This window comes from Citrobacter telavivensis (genome assembly GCA_009363175.1).
In the GTDB taxonomy this organism is placed as follows: Bacteria; Pseudomonadota; Gammaproteobacteria; order Enterobacterales; family Enterobacteriaceae; genus Citrobacter_A; species Citrobacter_A telavivensis.
This window is the reverse complement of record CP045205.1, coordinates 3,259,528-3,277,184: the sequence shown is the minus strand read 5'-3', so window position 1 is coordinate 3,277,184 and position 17,657 is coordinate 3,259,528. Positions and strand designations below refer to the sequence as shown.

Genomic DNA, 17,657 nt, shown 5'->3' with positions numbered 1-17,657 from the left:
GCTCTTCTGGCACTGGATGCCGTCAGAGAATTGATGGGGTATTCATCAATCTTAGGAATTTGGTAACCACTGTTGGTCGAGAGGCGAAAGCCCGGTGAAACCCGGGCTTTTCTTTCAGACTAGACGTGAAGGCGGTGATGCAGTCGGGTGCCGACCAGAATGGCCAGTATCAGCATAATAGCGATAAATCCCCCCACGCCATTCCAGCCATAGTTATGCCAGAACACGCCGCCGAGCGTACCGGCGATACTGGATCCCAGATAGTAGCTGAACAGATACAGCGAAGAGGCCTGGCCTTTGGCGCGCCGCGCGCGCGGGCCGATCCAGCTACTGGCGACGGAGTGGGCGCCAAAGAATCCCGCCGAGAAGAGCAGCATGCCGGTGAAAATCAGCCATAGCGAGCTGAATAGGGTCATTAGCAGACCGACAAGCATCACGGCGGTAGAGAAGAGCATCACCGGGCCGCGCCCGTAGCGCACCGTCATCGAACCGGCTTTCGGTGAACTCCAGGTCCCGGTCAGATAGGCAACGGAAAGCAGGCCGACCACCGCCTGACTGAGCTCCCACGGTGAAAGCATCAGGCGATAACCGATGTAGTTAAACAGCGTGACGAACGACCCCATCAGCAGAAAACCTTCCGCAAACAACAGCGGCAGCCCCTGGTCGCGCCAGTGGAGTCGAAAGTTAATGAACAACGTTTTGGGGCGCAGCGACGTGGGACGGAAGTGGCGTGATTCCGGCAGAATTTTCCAGAACATCAGGGCCGACGCCAGTGCGAAGCAGCCAATGGCCGCCAGCGCAATGCGCCAGCTAAAGAAATCCGTAAACACGCCGCTAATCAGACGTCCGCTCATTCCGCCAATCGAGTTGCCGCTGATGTACAGTCCCATTGAGAACGCGACAAAACTGGGGTGGATCTCTTCGCTCAGATAGGTCATTCCGACGGCCGCTACGCCGCTGAGCGAGAGGCCAATCAGCGCGCGCATCACCAGTATACCGTGCCAACTGGTCATCATCGTCGAAAGCAACGTACAGCAGGAGGCGAGCAGCAGCGCGGTCACCATCACCGGCTTGCGACCGATGGCATCCGACAGCGGGCCGGTAAACAGCAGGCCAACGGCTAACATTCCTGTGGAGATCGACAGTGAAATACTGCTACTGGCAGGCGATACGCCAAATTCATGGGACAGCACTGGCAGAATAGGCTGGACGCAGTACAGCAGGGCGAAGGTCGCCAGTCCGGCAGAAAAGAGCGCCAGCGTGACGCGCATGAAGGCAGAGGTACCGCGTTGAATAAACTGAACCGGCTGAGAAATGCGTTGGTCGTCAATATCGCTCGCCGTCGCGTCATTGACTGTAGTAGTACGACTCACTGGAAATCCTTGCGCAACAAACCCGTGTTTTAAGGGGACGGGCATAACCTTGTTGAGTAGAGTAGGAAAAACTCATTATTCTGTCTAATATATTAATAGTCTCAAATAATACTTTAAAAATATGAATATTGAACTTCGTCATCTTCGCTACTTTGTTGCCGTAGCGGAAGAACTGCATTTTGGGCGTGCTGCGGCCCGATTGAACATTTCGCAGCCGCCGCTGAGCCAGCAAATTCAGATGCTTGAGCAACAGGTCGGCGCGCGCCTGCTCGCGCGAACGAACCGTAGCGTCGCGCTGACCGCCGCAGGCAAGCAATTTCTTGCCGACAGTCGGCAGATCCTCGGGCTGGTTAATGATGCCGCCGCCCGCGCGGAGCGTCTGCACCAGGGGGAGGCCGGGGAACTGCGCATCGGCTTTACCTCGTCGGCGCCGTTTATACGCGCGGTCTCCGATACTCTGTCGTTGTTCCGGCAGAATTACCCGGATATGCATTTGCAGACCCGCGAGATGAATACCCGCGAACAACTGGCACCGCTGAGTGAAGGGGCGCTGGATCTGGGCCTGATGCGCAATACCCCGTTGCCGGAGAGCTTACATCATGCGGTTATCTTGCATGAACCGCTGATGGCGATGATCCCCCGGGTGTACCCACTGGCGCAAAAGCCGGTAGTGACGCTGGCTGAACTGGCGAAAGAACCGTTTGTTTTCTTTGACCCCCATGTCGGAACCGGTCTTTACGACGATATCCTCGGCATGATGCGTCGCTACCAGTTGTCGCCTGTGATTACCCAGGAGGTCGGCGAGGCAATGACGATCATTGGGCTGGTCGCTGCCGGTTTAGGCGTGTCGATACTTCCGGCGTCGTTTAAAAAAGTGCAGCTCAATGAGATGTGTTGGGTGCCAATTGCGGAAGAGGATGCAGTCTCGGAAATGTGGCTGGTCTGGTCGGCACATCATGAACAGAGCCAGGCGGCGCTACGCTTTCGTCAGCAGTTAATTCAGGCCGTCAGTAGCGCTTAAATTAATTTAATAACGGCTGAAAATGTGCAGTTAATCACACGGCTAAGTAAAAAGTTGACGTCGTGTATTGAAGTACTTCACCATAGCCCGCAGATTATTTCGGAGCGCGAAAATAAAGGGAGTCAGAGGTGGTTGCTGATAGTCAGCCTGGGCACATCGATCAAATAAAGCAGACCAATGCGGGTGCAGTTTATCGCCTGATTGATCAGTTGGGGCCGGTATCGCGTATTGATCTTTCGCGTCTTGCGCAGCTGGCGCCTGCCAGTATCACGAAGATAGTGCGCAAAATGCTTGAAGCGCACCTGGTCCAGGAACTGGAAATTAAAGAAGCCGGTAGTCGCGGACGCCCTGCGGTGGGACTGGTGGTGGAAACAGAAGCCTGGCACTATTTGTCTCTTCGTATCAGTCGTGGGGAAATATTTCTCGCCCTGCGCGATCTCAGCAGCAAACTGGTGGTGGAAGAGTGTCTTGAGCTGCCGCTGAACGATGAAACGCCGCTGCTGGCGCGCATTGTCACGCTGGTCGATCAGTTCTTTATTCGCCATCAGCAGAAGCTCGAACGTCTGACCTCCATCGCCATTACCTTACCCGGCATTATTGATACAGAGAATGGGATCGTGCATCGCATGCCGTTTTATGCCGATGTGAAAGAGATGCCGCTCGGCGATACGCTGTCGCAGCACACCGGTGTACCGGTCTACATTCAGCATGATATTAGCGCCTGGACAATGGCAGAGGCGCTGTTTGGCGCGTCCCGTGGGGCGCGTGATGTGATTCAGGTGGTTATCGATCATAACGTTGGGGCCGGGGTGATTACCGACGGTCACTTACTGCATGCGGGCAGCAGCAGCCTGGTGGAGATTGGCCACACCCAGGTTGATCCTTACGGAAAACGCTGTTATTGCGGCAATCACGGCTGTCTGGAAACCATTGCCAGCGTCGAAAGCGTGCTGGAACTGGCGCAACTGCGGCTGGCACAATCCATGAGCTCGTCGCTCCATGGCCAGCCGTTGACGGTTGATTCGTTGTGTCAGGCGGCGATGCAGGGCGATCTGCTGGCTAAAGACATTATCAGCGGCGTGGGAACTCACGTTGGACGTATCCTCGCCATTATGGTCAATCTGTTTAACCCGCAAAAAATACTGATCGGATCGCCGCTCAGTAAAGCGGCGGACGTGTTGTTCCCGGCGATTGCGGACAGCATTCGCCAGCAGGCGCTACCGGCCTACAGCAAAAATATGGTCGTTGAGAGCACGCAGTTTTCTAATCAGGGGACGATGGCGGGGGCCGCGCTGGTAAAAGACGCGATGTATAATGGTTCTTTGTTGATTCGTCTATTACAGGGTTAACATTTTTTAACTGTTCTACCAAAAATTGCGCTAACTCAAGCTGATTCTACCTGGCATACCTTAGACTTTCTCCACTGTATTATTTTCCTGGCTTATATTTTCGAAGCATAACGGTGGAGTTGGTGATGCTGAAGCGTTTCTTTATTACAGGTACAGACACTTCTGTTGGGAAGACGGTTGTTTCCCGCGCATTGCTACAAGCGTTAGCGTCGGGGGGTAAAAGCGTTGCGGGATATAAACCGGTCGCGAAGAGCAGCAAAGAGACCCCTGAAGGGTTGCGCAACCGGGATGCACTGGTGCTGCAAAGCGTATCGACGCTGGAATTGCCCTATGAGGCCGTTAACCCCATCGCCCTGAGCGAAGATGAAAGTAGTGTGGCCCACAGTTGCCCGATCAATTACACCTTACTTTCTAACGGTCTGGCGAGCCTGTCCGAGAAAGTCGATCACGTGGTGGTTGAAGGCACCGGCGGCTGGCGCAGCCTGATGAACGATCTGCGTCCGTTGTCTGAATGGGTGGTGCAGGAGCAGTTACCGGTACTGATGGTGGTAGGCATTCAGGAAGGCTGTATTAACCATGCGCTGCTGACTGCTCAGGCGATCGCCAACGACGGCTTACCGCTGATCGGTTGGGTCGCCAACCGTATCAATCCGGGTCTGGCACACTATGCGGAAATTATCGATGTCCTGAGCAAAAAACTGCCTGCGCCGTTGATCGGCGAACTGCCTTATTTACCGCGCGCCGAGCAGCGCGATCTTGGACAGTACATTCGCCTGTCAATGCTGGGTAGCGTGCTGTCAGTCGATAGAATCATGGCCTGATTCACGACCTTACACATCATAATGATGAAACCGGGGAGCCAACGCGCTCCCCGGTTTTTTTATACTGTCAAAACCGGTCTTAGCTGCTTTCGTGAATGTTCAGCGCCCGGCGGGTACGTCCAGAACTGAGATAATCGGCGATGTAATCCTGTGAGATCTCGCCGTTGTAGCGACCGTCCTCGTCAACAATCGGCATCCAACTGGTATTACTTTCATACAGCTTGGACAGCACAATACGCAGGTTGTCTTCGGCCTTGCCGGTAATACGGAAGGGATGAATGATGTCTGCGCAGGTGCCGGTGGCCTGACGCGCCTCGCGACGTTTCACAAAGCCCAGCGGTTTACCTTCGCCATCCACCACCGTAATCGCACGAATGTCGTTGTCATCCATAATCCCAAAGGCTTCATTCAGCGACGTAGACGGTTGCGCGGTCAGCGTTGGCTGCTGGTCGGTCACGTCGCCCGCCGAGACCAGCAGCAGGCGCTTGAGCGTACGGTCCTGACCGACGAATGAACCGACAAAGTCGTTGGCCGGTTTGGCCAACAACTCATCCGGGCTGGCGCACTGGACAATGCGTCCCTGGCGGAATACGGCAATACGATCGCCGAGTTTCAACGCTTCATCAATATCATGACTTACCAACATCACCGTTTTCTTCAACGCGCGCTGCATGTCGAGGAACTGGTTCTGGATCACTTCGCGGTTGATGGGGTCGACGGCGCCAAACGGTTCATCCATCAGCAGAACCGGCGGATCCGCCGCCAGGGCGCGAATGACGCCAATACGCTGTTGCTGGCCGCCGGACATCTCTTTTGGATAACGATGCAGAAACTTCTTCGCATCCATTGCTACCATCTCCATCAACTCTTCGGCACGGCTTTTACAGCGGGCTTTATCCCAGCCCAGCATGCGGGGGACGACCGTAATGTTTTCTTCAATCGTCATGTTAGGGAACAGACCAATCTGCTGGATCACATAGCCAATGTTGCGGCGCAGGGTCACGGTATCCATCTCGCCCGTATTTTCACCGTTAATCAGGATGTTGCCGCTGCTCGGGGTAATCAGGCGGTTAATCATCTTCAGGGTAGTGGTCTTGCCGCAGCCCGACGGCCCCAGCAGAACGCACATTTCTCCCTCTGGCACGTTCAGATTGACGTTATCGACGGCCTTAAGCGGCTGACCGTTTTTCTGCGAAAATTGTTTGGTGAGGTTTTCCAGTTTTATCATTATCGTATCCCCTTCGGTGTCAGGACGACTTGCAGGCGGTGTAACAGCCAGTCAAGTACAATCGCTAAAAGACAAATCATCAATGCGCCGGCAATCAGCATGCGAATGTCGCTGCCGCCGATACCATTCAGTAACAGTAATCCCAGGCCGCCTGCGCCAATCACTGCGGCAATCGCCATCACGCCGATGTTCATGACCACGGCGGTGCGGATCCCGCCGAAAATCACCGGTAAAGCCATTGGGATCTCAACCCAGCGCAAACGCTGCCAGAACGTCATGCCAATCCCGCGACCCGCTTCGCGTAAGCCCGGTGGGATGCTGTCCAGTGCGGTATGGGTGTTACGCACGATAGGCAGCAGCGAGTAGAGGAACACGGCGGTAATGGCGGGCAGTGCGCCAATTCCGTGACCGATCAGCGAAAACAGAGGGATCATCAGCCCGAAGAGGGCAATAGATGGAATCGTCAATAGCAGCGTGGCGGCGCTCAGTACGGGCGTTGCCAGCCATTTGTGGCGGACAATCAGGATCCCGAGCGGTACGCCAGTCACAATCGCCAGGCCAACCGCCAGCGCCACCAGCCACAGATGCTGAAAAGTGAGCGTCGCCAGATAACCTGCGTTATCGATCATGTAGTGAATCGTATCCATATGCGCTCCTTACAGCAGGTTCTTTTGTTGCAGGAATTCACGAGCAACCTGCTGAGGTGACTGGTGATCGATATCAACCTTCGCATTCAATGAACTGATCACGTCATTATTTAACTGCTCCGAGAGGATATTGAGCGCCTCGGCAAGCCCTGGGTTGGCCTCCAGCGTATCTTTACGCACCACAGGCGTGACAGCGTAACTTGGGAAGAAGCCCTTATCATCTTCCAGCACCTTGAGATCAAAACCCTTCACACGACCGTCAGTGGTATAGATAAGGCCGGCGTCAATAAAGCCATCACGCACGGCGTTGTAGACCAGTCCGGGATCCATCTGGCGGATTTGCGGTCGGTCAAGCTCCATCTGATAGGCCTGCTGTAGCGGCTTCATTCCGTCACTGCGCCCGGCAAATTCCAGGTCGAGCCCCAGCAACCAGTTGTTGTCGGGATCGGTCTGGCGGATGTGCTCAATTTTCGCCACCATCTCCGACATGGTGTTGATGTTTTCCGCTTCGGCGCGCTTACGTTGCATGGCGAACGCGTAGGTGTTGTTCATATCTGCCGGTTTCAGCCATACCAGCCCCAGCCTGGCATCAAGGCGCTTCACCGTGTCATACGACGCCTGCGGGCTCATGCGCTCATTGATATGGTTGAAAATAATCAACGAAGTGCCGGTGTATTCCCATGTCATATCAATCTGTTTATTGATCATCGCATTCCGTGAGATGACCGTGGCGATATTGGTCTGTGGCTGAACCTGAAATCCTTTTTTTTGCAGATACTGAACGGTCATGGCCGAGAGAATGTGCTGTTCGGTAAAGCTCTTGGTGGCGAGGATAATGGGGGCGGCCTGGACCTGCGTGCTCATCAACAGCGCGGCGGCGAGCCATCCCAGCCATGTATTCTTGAGATTCATTTAGCGCTCCTTGTTTTTATCATTGTCATCAGGCCGTGTGCGGGCTCAGGGCGCGCCCAAGCCAGGCGAGCAGACTGTCGAGGATCAGGGCGAAAAGTGCGGTGGCGGTCGCCCCCAAAATCAATGTCGGGAAGTCGTTAAGATAGATGCCGGGGAAAATCAGCTCGCCGTAGCTGCTGGCGCCAATCAGAAACGCCAGCGGGGCGGTTCCGACGTTAATCGCTGTGGCAATGCGGATCCCGGAAAGCATCACCGGCCAGGCGTTGGGGATTTCCACCTGACGAAGCCGCTGCCATTTCGTCATACCGATGCCGTTTGCCGCTTCAATCAGCGACGGTGGGACAGAAATCAGTCCGGCATAGGTGTTACGCACAATCGGCAACAGTGACGCCAGAAACAGCGCAACAATAGCGGGTAGGTCGCCAATGCCGATAATGACCATCGCCAGCGCGAGAACGGCCAGCGGAGGTAGCGTGTTGCCAATGTTGAAGATCTGCATGGCATATTCAGCAATCCCCTTTGCTGCGGGGCGGCTGAGCAGGATACCGCTTGGAATACCGACCAGTAGGGCGAAGAACATTGAGGTAAGGACTAAAATCAGGTGCTGTTGGCCGAGATAGAGCAAATCGACCTGACGTGATTTGAGCGTTTCGACGCCAATTCCCCAGATCAGCAGTGCCAGTAGCACAATGATGACGAAACTAAAGCCCAGCACGTGTTTTAACGTGGAAGTGTGCATTGCAGTGTGTCTCCCTGTTTGCATGCGTTATGGCGGCGAATAATCGTCGCATGTTGTTATGCCATGTATCGGCAGGGTGTTTTGAGCTATAGCAACAGGGTGGGAAGGATTCCAGCGTGAAGGCAAATTAGATTCGCAGACTATTAATCGCTAAACGCGATTTGGCCTTATGCCGTAAAGGATAAGCAGGGTATGTAAAGAATTGTCTTAAAAACGCCAATCAGAAGTGACACTGTAACAACAAAGAAAAGTGCAGGTATCAGAAAAGGCAGGAAAAACCTGCCTTCAGAGGGTTAGCGGAATAACGGTTTTTCCGCGACCGGAGTCAGTAACTGAGACTGCCACTGTGCCAGGGTGTGGCGGGCCAGTTCGCCGAGAGCCCGATAAAAAGGATGACCGGCGTTATCAATAAATATGTCCAGGAAGCGGGATGACCACGGGAACAGATGCCACGCCAGCAGCTGTTCGCATTCAGTGTGTCGGCCACTTTCAGCCAGCCACGCCGCCATCAGCAATAACGAACCGAAATGATCCTCGGGTTCATTTTGCGTTGCTTCGACGTGAATGCCGTTGTCGCGCATCCACTGACGCAGGGCCAGAGTGGACTCGCCAAACAGGACATTTTCGCGATCTAACCAGACGGAACCCCAGGGTGGCGACGGTAACGCATACGGCCCCACGAACAGGCGCTGAAACGCCTCGGGAAGTGATTCATCGCTGACGCGTTTAAAATCCGTCGCCAGCGGAGCCAGTATTTCCGCTGCCAGCGGCCACTGAGTCTGCCAGTCATCTGCGGTTAACGCTGATACCAGAGGGGCGGCCTCGGCGCTGTCGGGCGCGTAATAAAACAGGGCCCCCAGCACGCGTGCCGTCATCGCAAAATCATCACGTTGAGTAAAATCAGTCATCTGAAACATCCTGAGAAGTGCGGGTTTCCCCGCACGGATTTGTTAACCTGCTACCGCCATACCGACGGTCATATGCAGGCCATAAAACAGGCCACGACCTATTATTTCGCCACCAAGCACGAGGAGTAACCCCAGTAGCAACCCGGCGACATGCGGTTCTTTGCGGCGTACCAGCGGGCAGATCCAGCAGCCCAGTCCGGCGGTAAGCAACACCACACGCCATACCTGCAGGGAGGCATAATCCGGCACCAGCGCAGAGGCCTGCTGAACCGAACTGTGAATCGTCGCCAGCGACATGCCTTGCAGGACAATGACACCCACGCTGACCAGCAGCGCCAGTACGCTGATACTGGCGAACACGGTTCCGCTAAAGGTGACGCGGGACGCCCGCAACAGTAATGCCGCGAACAGGGGGCCGCTGAGCAATACCGTCATGAAGAACGCCAGCGTCGTATAGCCAGTATACCAGGTCGGTACGGTATCGATCAGGTAAACACGGGTCATTGCCCAGACGAAGACGATACCCAGCACCATGCCGAGCAGCAGCCAGAGTTTTCCCAGCGCGGGCGGCATTTTACCCAGTACGGCGACCAGCCACCAGATACCACCCACGGCGAAAAAGACCGAGCCTGCGGCGATTTCATTGCTCAACCCGGATGCGCCAATGCGGTTGAGTGAGTTGAATGCCCGCATCGGCGACCCGAGATGCACGATCGACGCCAGGAATCCCAGCCCCATCACCAGCCAGAGGAAAAACATGCTGCGAACCAGGCGTTGCCGGGCGGCGGCATCGTCTTTCATCGCAAACCAGCCAAGCCCACTGACAATCAGCGCGCCCACGACGCACTGGCCGAGTACTGTAAACAGCACCAGCGGCCATTCATGCCATCCACTTCCCATTTTACACCTCCTTCGGATTTGCCAGATAACCGGTGGTATCCCCGGTCGGACGGCTGTTGGCATTCGGTTTGATCACAATACTCGGCTTCGTGAAGTGCGCACCCGGCAGTGGCGCAACGGCAGCCAGTTCACCGTGTTTCTTACGCAGTTCGTCGATGGGACCGAAATCCAGCGCGCGCAGCGGACAAGATTCGACACAGATCGGTTTCTTACCCTCTGCCACGCGGTCATGACAGCCATCGCACTTGGTCATGTGACCCTTAGCGGCATTGTACTGTGGCGCGCCGTACGGGCAGGCCATATGGCAGTAGCGGCAGCCGATGCAGATATCTTCATCCACGACCACAAAACCGTCTTCCCGCTTGTGCATCGCTCCGCTCGGGCAGACCTTGGTACAGGCCGGATCTTCGCAGTGGTTGCAGGCAATAGAGAGATAGTAGGCAAAAACGTTCTGATGCCAGACGCCGTTGTCTTCCTGCCAGTCTCCGCCCGCGTATTCATAAATGCGGCGAAAACTGACATCCGGGGTTAAATCCTTGTAGTCCTTGCAGGCCAGTTCGCAGGTTTTGCACCCGGTGCAACGGCTGGAATCGATAAAAAATCCATACTGAGTTGTCATCGGTTACTCCTTAAACCTTTTCAACCTGAACGAGATTACTGTGCGAAGGATTCCCTTTTGCCAACGGCGAAGGGCGGTGTGACGTCAGGATGTTGATGGAGCCACCGTGGTCTACCTGGTCGCCAAACATATCGGCCTTGAGCCACGCCCCCTGACCAATGGCAGTGACGCCGGGCAGAATGCGTGGCGTTACCTTGGCGGGGATCAGCATCTGACCGTTATTGTTAAATACCCGGACGGTGTCACCGTGTTGAATCCCGCGCGCGTTGGCATCAATCGGGTTAATCCAGATCTCCTGCGGGCAGGCCTGTTGCAGGACGTCAATGTTGCCATAGCTGGAGTGGGTGCGCGCCTTATAGTGGAATCCGGTGAGTTGCAGCGGGTATGTTTTGCGGATCGGATCGTCCCAGCCGTCGAAACCGGGAGCATAGGCGGGCAGAGGATGGATTACCTCATCCGCCTTCAGTTCCCAGGTCTCGGCGAGAGTGGCCAGCCGCGCAGAGTAAATTTCAATTTTCCCTGACGGCGTTTTCAGCGGGTTAGCGTTTGGATCTTCACGGAACGCGCGGAAGGCGACGTAGTGCTCTTCCGGACATTTTTTCTTGAAGATACCGGTTTGCTTCATCTCTTCGTAATCCGGCATTTCCGGATTGCGCTCTTTGGTTTTCGCATGCAGGTATTTCACCCATTCATGCTGCGAGCGTCCTTCGGTGAACGTCTGGTATACGTCAGGCCCAAGTCGGCGGGCGATTTCGCTGAGCATCCAGTAAATAGGCTTTCTTTCAAACTTCGCTGAGGTCGCGGGCTGGCCGAGGATTACATAGCCCATGTTGCCCGCAGATTCGTGGGAGATCAGATCTTCCTGCTCCGTTGGCATTAAATCTGGCTGCAGGATGTCGCAGTACTTCGCCGAGGCCGTCATGAAATGTTCAATGCCGACAATCATTTCGCACTTGCTGTCGTCCTGTAGCACCTCATGAGTATGGGCGATATTCCCGTGCTGGTTAATCAGCGTATTACTGGCGTAGCACCACATGAACTTGATGGGAACATCCAGTTTCTCTTTGCCGCGTATGCCGTCGCGCGTGGCGGTCATTTCGGTGCCATGATCGATAGCATCGGTCCAGGTGAACACGGAGATTTGCGTTTTCACCGGGTTATCGAGCATCGAAAACCACTCCACGCCGAGATCCCAGGTGCCTTCACGTACGCCTGAGTTACCGCCGTTGATGCCGACGTTGCCGGTGAGTACCGACAGCATGGCGATAGCCCGTGCGGTTTGCTCGCCGTTGGAGTGACGCTGAGGTCCCCAGCCCTGGCAAATATAGGCCGGTTTCGCCGAGCCAATTTCACGGGCCAACTGGATGATTTTATCCGCCGGAATACTGGTGATGCGGGACGCCCACTCCGGGGTTTTGGCTATGCCGTCCGGACCTTCGCCGAGGATGTACGCCTTGTAGTGCGCGTTACGCGGCGCACCGGCAGGCAGGGTGGTTTCATCGTAACCGACGCAGTATTTGTCGAGGAACGGCTTATCGACCAGATCTTCAGTAATCAACACCCAGGCGATTGCTGCCGCCAGCGCGCCGTCCGTGCCGGGACGGATGGGCAGCCATTCATCTTCGCGTCCGGCGGCGGTGTCGTTATAACGCGGATCGATAACGATCATTCGCGCATTGGAACGTTCACGCGCCTGTTCGACGTAGTAAGTGACGCCGCCGCCGCTCATACGGGTTTCCGCAGGGTTGTTGCCAAACATCACCACCAGTTTCGTATTGGCAATGTCATCAGGGCTGTTGCCATCGTTGCTGCCAAACATGTAGCTCATGGCGGCGCTGATCTGCGCGGTGCTGTAACTGCCGTAACGGCTAAGGTAGCCGCCGCAGGCGTTCATCAGACGGTAAGGGACATTAGAGTTGGTAATGTTTCCGCCGTCGACGCCAGTGCCGTACAGCACGTGGACCGCCTCGTTGCCATACTCTTTGAGGATCCGCTTCAGGTTGTCGCCGACGATATCCAGCGCTTCGTCCCAGGTGATGCGTTCAAACTTGCCTTCACCGCGTTTGCCGACGCGTTTCATCGGGTATTTCAGCCTGTCGGGGTGATTCATGCGTCGACGTATCGAGCGACCGCGCAAGCAGGCGCGAACCTGATGGTTGCCATACTCATCGCTGCCGGTGGTGTCAGACTCCACCCAATAAACCGTGTCATCTTTGACGTGCAGACGCAGCAGACAACGGCTTCCGCAGTTAACGGTACAGGAACTCCAGACCGCTTTTTCTTCGACCGGCGCGGGCGTCATGCCGTCTGCGGCGCGCGCGATCCGGGTGAAAGGGAGGGTGAAAGCGCTACTGGCAAGCGCAAGGCTGCCAATAGCGGATGATTTCACCAGACTACGGCGACTGATACTGGCCGTCATGAGGGCCTCAGGCGTGGTGATTTTCATGGTTGCTCACTTTGCTAATGTCAAAAACTGACCTGGTTGCGTCCCTGTTTCCGGGAACAGCCATTCCTTTGTTTTCTGTATTGATCGGTGTGATGCAGGCGGTGTTGTGTTGATACCCCACCGTCAAACAGAGCGTTGTATAGTTTTTTCTATAGCGATATCAGAGACATGCTAAGCAGGAATGAATTTTACCCCTTAATGAGTAGGGGTTATTAATCCATATCAAAGTGAGGGAAACCCTCCGTTGCCGGAGGGCGAAAAACAGGCGGAATTACTGCGGCTCGGTGTTGGCACCTTCCTGAGAAGGCGTGGTGCTGGCAGGTGCATTACCACTGCTGGTTCGGGTGTAGAGAATTTTATGCGTGTCGTTGGCGCAATGCCCTACAACCTGTGAGTCAGGCTGATCGGCCTGATCGTTTGGCACGATGCTCAGGGTGAAATTGGCCTCCGGCACGCCGTTATTGATGATGCGCTGCTCAATATCACTCCTGACACGTTCGCAGGAGTCAGGGACGGCGAACACCAGCGGGGAGGCGCTCAGCAGTACACATGTCAGTATTCCTCGGGAAAATTTCATCATCAGCTCCATTGTTGAGATGCACCGATTAAGCATAGCATTGATAGTGTAAGCAATTGTCATTGCCAGCAACCTGTCGAAGAATCGGAAAGCTCTCTCTTTTCCCCAAAAGCAAAAACCCCGACGGTGTCAGGGTTTGTGCTAAATCCCCCGTGTTGCCACGGGAGGAAGGGTCAGAAGCTGTATTTCAGCCCCAGCATACCTTGCGTATCGCTGTAGCCATTGTCGCCAATCTGTTGGGCGACGTTGCCCCACAGGGTGACATTTTTCGTCAGTTGACCTTCAACACCAGCTTTCAGTTCAGCTATGTTGCGGCTGCCTTTCACTTCGCTGTTGATGTCATCCATCTGCACGCTGTAATTCTGCGTGTTGTGGATCCAGTTGGCTTCGACAAACGGCTGGAAGGTGCGGTCTTTACCGTCATCCATCGCGTTATGCCCTTGCAGGTACGCTTTCACACCCAGGCGGGTTTGCAGATTGCCGTCGGTTTTATCCACCACCCGGGTACCGTTTTTCTCGATGTGGGTATCGGCCTGCACGTCCATCCAGGTCACCTGGACTTTAGGCTGAATGTACAGCGCGTTACGTTCGCTGAATTCGGCCAGTTTCCAGGTATAACCCGTTTCGACAGAGGCGGTGATGCCGTCTGAGTCATACTCTTCAGAGGCCAGTCCCTGTCCGGAGACGGTGTTGTCAAACCAGTTGTAGAGCATCCAGCCATCAACATAAGCCCCGGTTTTATCGGCGTCGTTGGCATACCAGGTGCCGTACAGACCGGCGCTGTAGCCGCTGATTTCCCCGCGAGAGGTGTATCCGGTCAGACTGGAATGGCTGCGGCTCTTGCTGTTGGCGTAACCGGCCATCAGACCCAGATGCCAGCGATCCAGACCGTCGGTACTCCATTGCGCAATATCACCGCCGAGTTGCAGCACATAGCGGTTGCTCTGGGTGCTTATCTGCCCGGAACCGTCCTTGAAGCGGTTATGGCCGCCGATGTGGCGCATCCACAGGCTGGTCACCTTCTGCTCGCCGGTTAACGCGTCGGTATACTGCGTTTCGCCCAGACGATCGTGGAGGCGGGTGGTAAACAGCGTATTGGCGGCAAGGGTGTTTGCCAGATAGCTGCCGGTTTCCGGGCGATACTGGTGTTTACCTTCCGGGGCGGCAGGAGTCTCCGGAACCGGCTGTTCCGGTGATGCTGGCGCGGGCTCATCTGGCGGTAACGGATCGGGAATTACTTCGCTGGTCAGATGCCAGTTCTGGTTGTTCTTTTTGATGATGTTGTAGTCGTAAGCGCCTGCGACGATACGGCCTTCTTTGACAAAGGTACCGTTGGAGGCTCCTTCCACTTCCACAACCGGGATGCCTTCTACCGTCTGCGAACCGCCGCCGCCAGCGTTGCTGACGCTGACACGCGTGGTGCCGCTGGTATCACCACGAACAACCAGCTTATCGGTCGCCGAAAGGTCATCGCCTAATACGGTGCGTAAGGCCAGCAGACCGTTGTTGCCCGTGTAATTGCCGTTGATGGTTAACGTGGTCGGGCTAAAGGCCGCTTTCACTCGCGGTGGGGAAGAGAGCGTCGTCGTGCCTGCCAGTGCCAGCGAGTTCAGGGTTTGCGAATAGCCATTAAGATCCAAACTGGCACCGTCGTTGACGATGTAATCTGACGCGTCGCTAAAGGTATTTTCCGCGCCTGCGCGCAGCGTCCCTCTGGAGACAAGCGTGTTGCCGCTGTAAGTATTGGCCCCGGTCAGCGTGGTCACCCCCGAACCAACGTGGTTGACTTCACCATTGCCGTAAATTCGCGATGCCAGCACGAAGTCCTGACTGGAATGGTTGAAGTTCAGAATGGCGGTGTTCTGATCGCTGTTATTCATCAGATAAATTCGTGACGCCTCAATGTTGCCTGCCGCCTGTTCGGTTTCTCCCTGCGCGCCGCCGATATTTAAAATCCCGGTACTGCCGTTGCCATAGGCCAGGCGGATCAACGTGCCGGACTTAACGGTTGCGCCATTGCTGACGGTGAGGATCCCTTTGGCGGTATTATTTACGGTTGAGAACCCGCCCAGATTGATGGCCGCAGCAACGTCCAGCATTGAATTAGCCCCATCGACCCGGGTTTCACCAAAGCCTTTAGCATCGGTATTAACCGTCACTCCGACGAGGCCAATACTCATGTGACTGGTCGTTGAGAGCTTACCGCCGTTGGTAATGAATAATTGACCATGTCCCTGATCGCCGACGACGGTCCAACTGGTTTCAATTGAAGAATTAGCGCCGTCAATGTTTACCACTCCCTGGGCATCTTCGTATGCTTCACCAATGCGCAAATCATCAAGTCCAGTTATTTTACTGCCGTTAAGCACATTCAGCGTGCCGGAACCATTCCCCATTCCAAGCTGGATATGCCAGTTATTCGTTCTCCAGGTGGCGCCATTGGTCAAGGTGACGATACCGGTCCCCCCGTAACCAATGATAGCCCCTTCGGCAACGAGGATATCCCGACCATCAATAATCAATGTACCGACGCCGGTACTCCCAACGCTTGCTGCGCGAACCTGATTCCAGTTACTGCCGGTATTTTCGGTTGAGGAAAGGGTGAGAGAGTCATTATTATCGATAATGAGATCGCTCGTGATGTCCGTCGGAGGCGTCACGGTTAACAGATTGATATTATCCACATTCGCTGCGGCGGCAGTTTGTATTGCGAAGGCAATAGCGATTGCCAGTATTGATTTTGGTTGGTGCGATTTTTTAATATTCATAATTGTCTCTTCCATAAGAGAGTGCCTGGTGTACGAAATAAATTTTGTATTGAAGAACAATCCCTTAGTGCATGGTGATGAACAAAAATATAATTTGTAAAAATAAATTGTTTTCTTAAGGTGTATTTTATTCGCATGATTTTAAATTGAGAAATGGTTTTATCGACTAATTATTGTGTTGTTCAATAGGTTTCATCTATTTAATATATCTTTAATTTTCTTATATAAGATCTTAAGTGTTTTTTTGCCAGCAATGTATCTTATTAAGACCATTTAAAATATTAGGATTAGTGCAAATAATTTCCCTTATACAATGAGATAATAGGCGTGGAGGATGAGTGATTTTTATTATAGAGCGAATGACTAACCTGCTAGTCATTTGTCAGGCAATCATTGCTTAAATGCGTGAGCGTGGTGATTTAGGATTTTTGCGGAAAGCTAATACATGATAGCTTGATTTCGATCAAACCTCGCAGTTGAGATAAGTAAAGTCCGGGCGCGTTTTGCGTAGAAGTTTGCCACCAGACGCTATGTGCCCGTTGGCACTCAACGGTTTTTTTTGCTTTGCTGTCGTGTAAACGACAGTCTTTGCTAATATGACTGGAGATCATCCTTTTCTTTCGGGGAAGCTGTGAAAAAACAGATATTTCTTTTCGTGCTCGGTACTTTGCTGGTGGGATGTGACAACGGTACGGTACCGCTCTCCTTTACGCCGGAAATGGCCAGTTTCTCTAATGAGTTTGATTTTGACCCTTTGCGCGGGCCGGTAAAGGACTTCAGCCAGACGTTGCTCAATGAGAAGGGCGAAGTGGCGAAGCGCGTCAACGGTACGCTGTCTGAGGAAGGCTGTTTTGACTCGCTGGAGCTGCACGATCTTGAAAACAATACCGGCGTGGCGCTGGTGCTGGATGCGAACTTTTATCGTGATGCCGAAACGCTGGAGAAAAAGGTGCGCCTGCAGGGGAAATGTCAGCTCGCGGAACTGCCTTCAGCCGGCGTCGTCTGGGATACCGATGATAATGGCTTTGTGGTCGCGGCGACCGGAAAAGAGATGAAAGTCCAGTATCGCTATGATGCCGAGGGTTATCCGCTCGGCAAGACCACCGTCAGCAAGGACCAGACGCTATCCGTCAGCGCAAAACCTTCGACCGATCCGCGTAAGAAGCTTGATTATACGGCGGTAAGTCTGCTTAACGATCGCCCTCTGGGGAACGTTAAGCAAACCTGTGATTATGACCGTCATGCCAATCCCACGGACTGTACGCTGGTGATCGTTGATGAAAGCGTCAAGCCCGCGGTTGAGCACAATTACACGATCAAAAATACCATCGATTACTACTAAGATGACC

The 17,657-nt window shown here is 54.3% G+C and carries 15 protein-coding genes; 4 read left to right on the top strand and 11 right to left on the bottom strand.

Annotated features, from left to right (window positions below; all coding sequences use genetic code 11):
• Nucleotides 1–119: 119 nt before the first annotated feature.
• Nucleotides 120–1,373, bottom strand: a complete 1,254-nt coding sequence (locus GBC03_17885; protein QFS71944.1) for an MFS transporter — start codon at nt 1,371–1,373, stop codon at nt 120–122.
• A gap of 121 nt (nt 1,374–1,494) precedes the next feature.
• On the opposite strand from GBC03_17885, the gene GBC03_17880 reads away from it, so the two are divergent.
• The 3 genes from GBC03_17880 (at nt 1,495) to bioD (ending at nt 4,564) form a co-directional block, all read left to right on the top strand.
• Entirely contained in the window at nt 1,495–2,394 is a 900-nt protein-coding gene (locus GBC03_17880; protein ID QFS71943.1) for a LysR family transcriptional regulator, read from the top strand.
• Nucleotides 2,395–2,522: 128 nt separating this feature from the next.
• Entirely contained in the window at nt 2,523–3,743 is a 1,221-nt protein-coding gene (locus GBC03_17875; protein ID QFS71942.1) for an ROK family protein, read from the top strand.
• A 125-nt stretch (nt 3,744–3,868) separates the two neighbouring features.
• Nucleotides 3,869–4,564, top strand: a complete 696-nt coding sequence (gene bioD, locus GBC03_17870; protein ID QFS71941.1) for an ATP-dependent dethiobiotin synthetase BioD — start codon at nt 3,869–3,871, stop codon at nt 4,562–4,564.
• A gap of 79 nt (nt 4,565–4,643) precedes the next feature.
• On the opposite strand, the gene osmV is transcribed toward bioD, so the two are convergent.
• The 10 genes from osmV to GBC03_17820 all read right to left on the bottom strand — a co-directional run bounded on the left by osmV (nt 4,644) and on the right by GBC03_17820 (nt 16,308).
• Nucleotides 4,644–5,792, bottom strand: coding sequence for an osmoprotectant ABC transporter ATP-binding protein OsmV (gene osmV / locus GBC03_17865; GenBank protein QFS71940.1), 1,149 nt, complete (start codon nt 5,790–5,792; stop codon nt 4,644–4,646).
• Nucleotides 5,792–6,439 (bottom strand): osmoprotectant ABC transporter permease OsmW, encoded by a 648-nt coding sequence (gene osmW / locus GBC03_17860; protein ID QFS71939.1) that lies wholly within the window; start codon nt 6,437–6,439, stop codon nt 5,792–5,794. The genes osmV and osmW overlap by 1 nt, the downstream gene beginning before the upstream one ends.
• Nucleotides 6,440–6,448: 9 nt before the next feature.
• A complete protein-coding gene (gene osmX / locus GBC03_17855) occupies nt 6,449–7,351 on the bottom strand; it encodes an osmoprotectant ABC transporter substrate-binding protein OsmX (protein ID QFS71938.1) in 903 nt (300 codons plus the stop codon).
• Between the two features lie 28 nt (nt 7,352–7,379).
• Nucleotides 7,380–8,090, bottom strand: coding sequence for an osmoprotectant ABC transporter permease OsmY (gene osmY / locus GBC03_17850; GenBank protein QFS71937.1), 711 nt, complete (start codon nt 8,088–8,090; stop codon nt 7,380–7,382).
• Nucleotides 8,091–8,383: 293 nt separating this feature from the next.
• Entirely contained in the window at nt 8,384–8,998 is a 615-nt protein-coding gene (gene dmsD, locus GBC03_17845; protein QFS71936.1) for a Tat proofreading chaperone DmsD, read from the bottom strand.
• 42 nt (nt 8,999–9,040) lie between these two features.
• Complete coding sequence (locus GBC03_17840) at nt 9,041–9,898, bottom strand: dimethylsulfoxide reductase (protein QFS71935.1); 858 nt, start codon at nt 9,896–9,898, stop codon at nt 9,041–9,043.
• Between the two features lies 1 nt (nt 9,899).
• Nucleotides 9,900–10,517, bottom strand: a complete 618-nt coding sequence (gene dmsB / locus GBC03_17835; protein QFS71934.1) for a dimethylsulfoxide reductase subunit B — start codon at nt 10,515–10,517, stop codon at nt 9,900–9,902.
• Nucleotides 10,518–10,527: 10 nt separating this feature from the next.
• Complete coding sequence (locus tag GBC03_17830; protein QFS71933.1) at nt 10,528–12,963, bottom strand: molybdopterin-dependent oxidoreductase; 2,436 nt, start codon at nt 12,961–12,963, stop codon at nt 10,528–10,530.
• Between the two features lie 271 nt (nt 12,964–13,234).
• Nucleotides 13,235–13,543 (bottom strand): DUF1161 domain-containing protein, encoded by a 309-nt coding sequence (locus GBC03_17825; protein QFS71932.1) that lies wholly within the window; start codon nt 13,541–13,543, stop codon nt 13,235–13,237.
• Between the two features lie 170 nt (nt 13,544–13,713).
• Nucleotides 13,714–16,308, bottom strand: a complete 2,595-nt coding sequence (locus tag GBC03_17820) for an autotransporter outer membrane beta-barrel domain-containing protein (protein QFS71931.1) — start codon at nt 16,306–16,308, stop codon at nt 13,714–13,716.
• 631 nt (nt 16,309–16,939) lie between these two features.
• Between GBC03_17820 and GBC03_17815 the strand changes: the two genes are divergently transcribed.
• Nucleotides 16,940–17,650 carry a YnfC family lipoprotein gene (locus tag GBC03_17815; protein QFS71930.1) on the top strand — a complete coding sequence of 237 codons (711 nt, stop codon included), beginning with the start codon at nt 16,940–16,942 and terminating at the stop codon, nt 17,648–17,650.
• Nucleotides 17,651–17,657 lie beyond the last annotated feature (7 nt).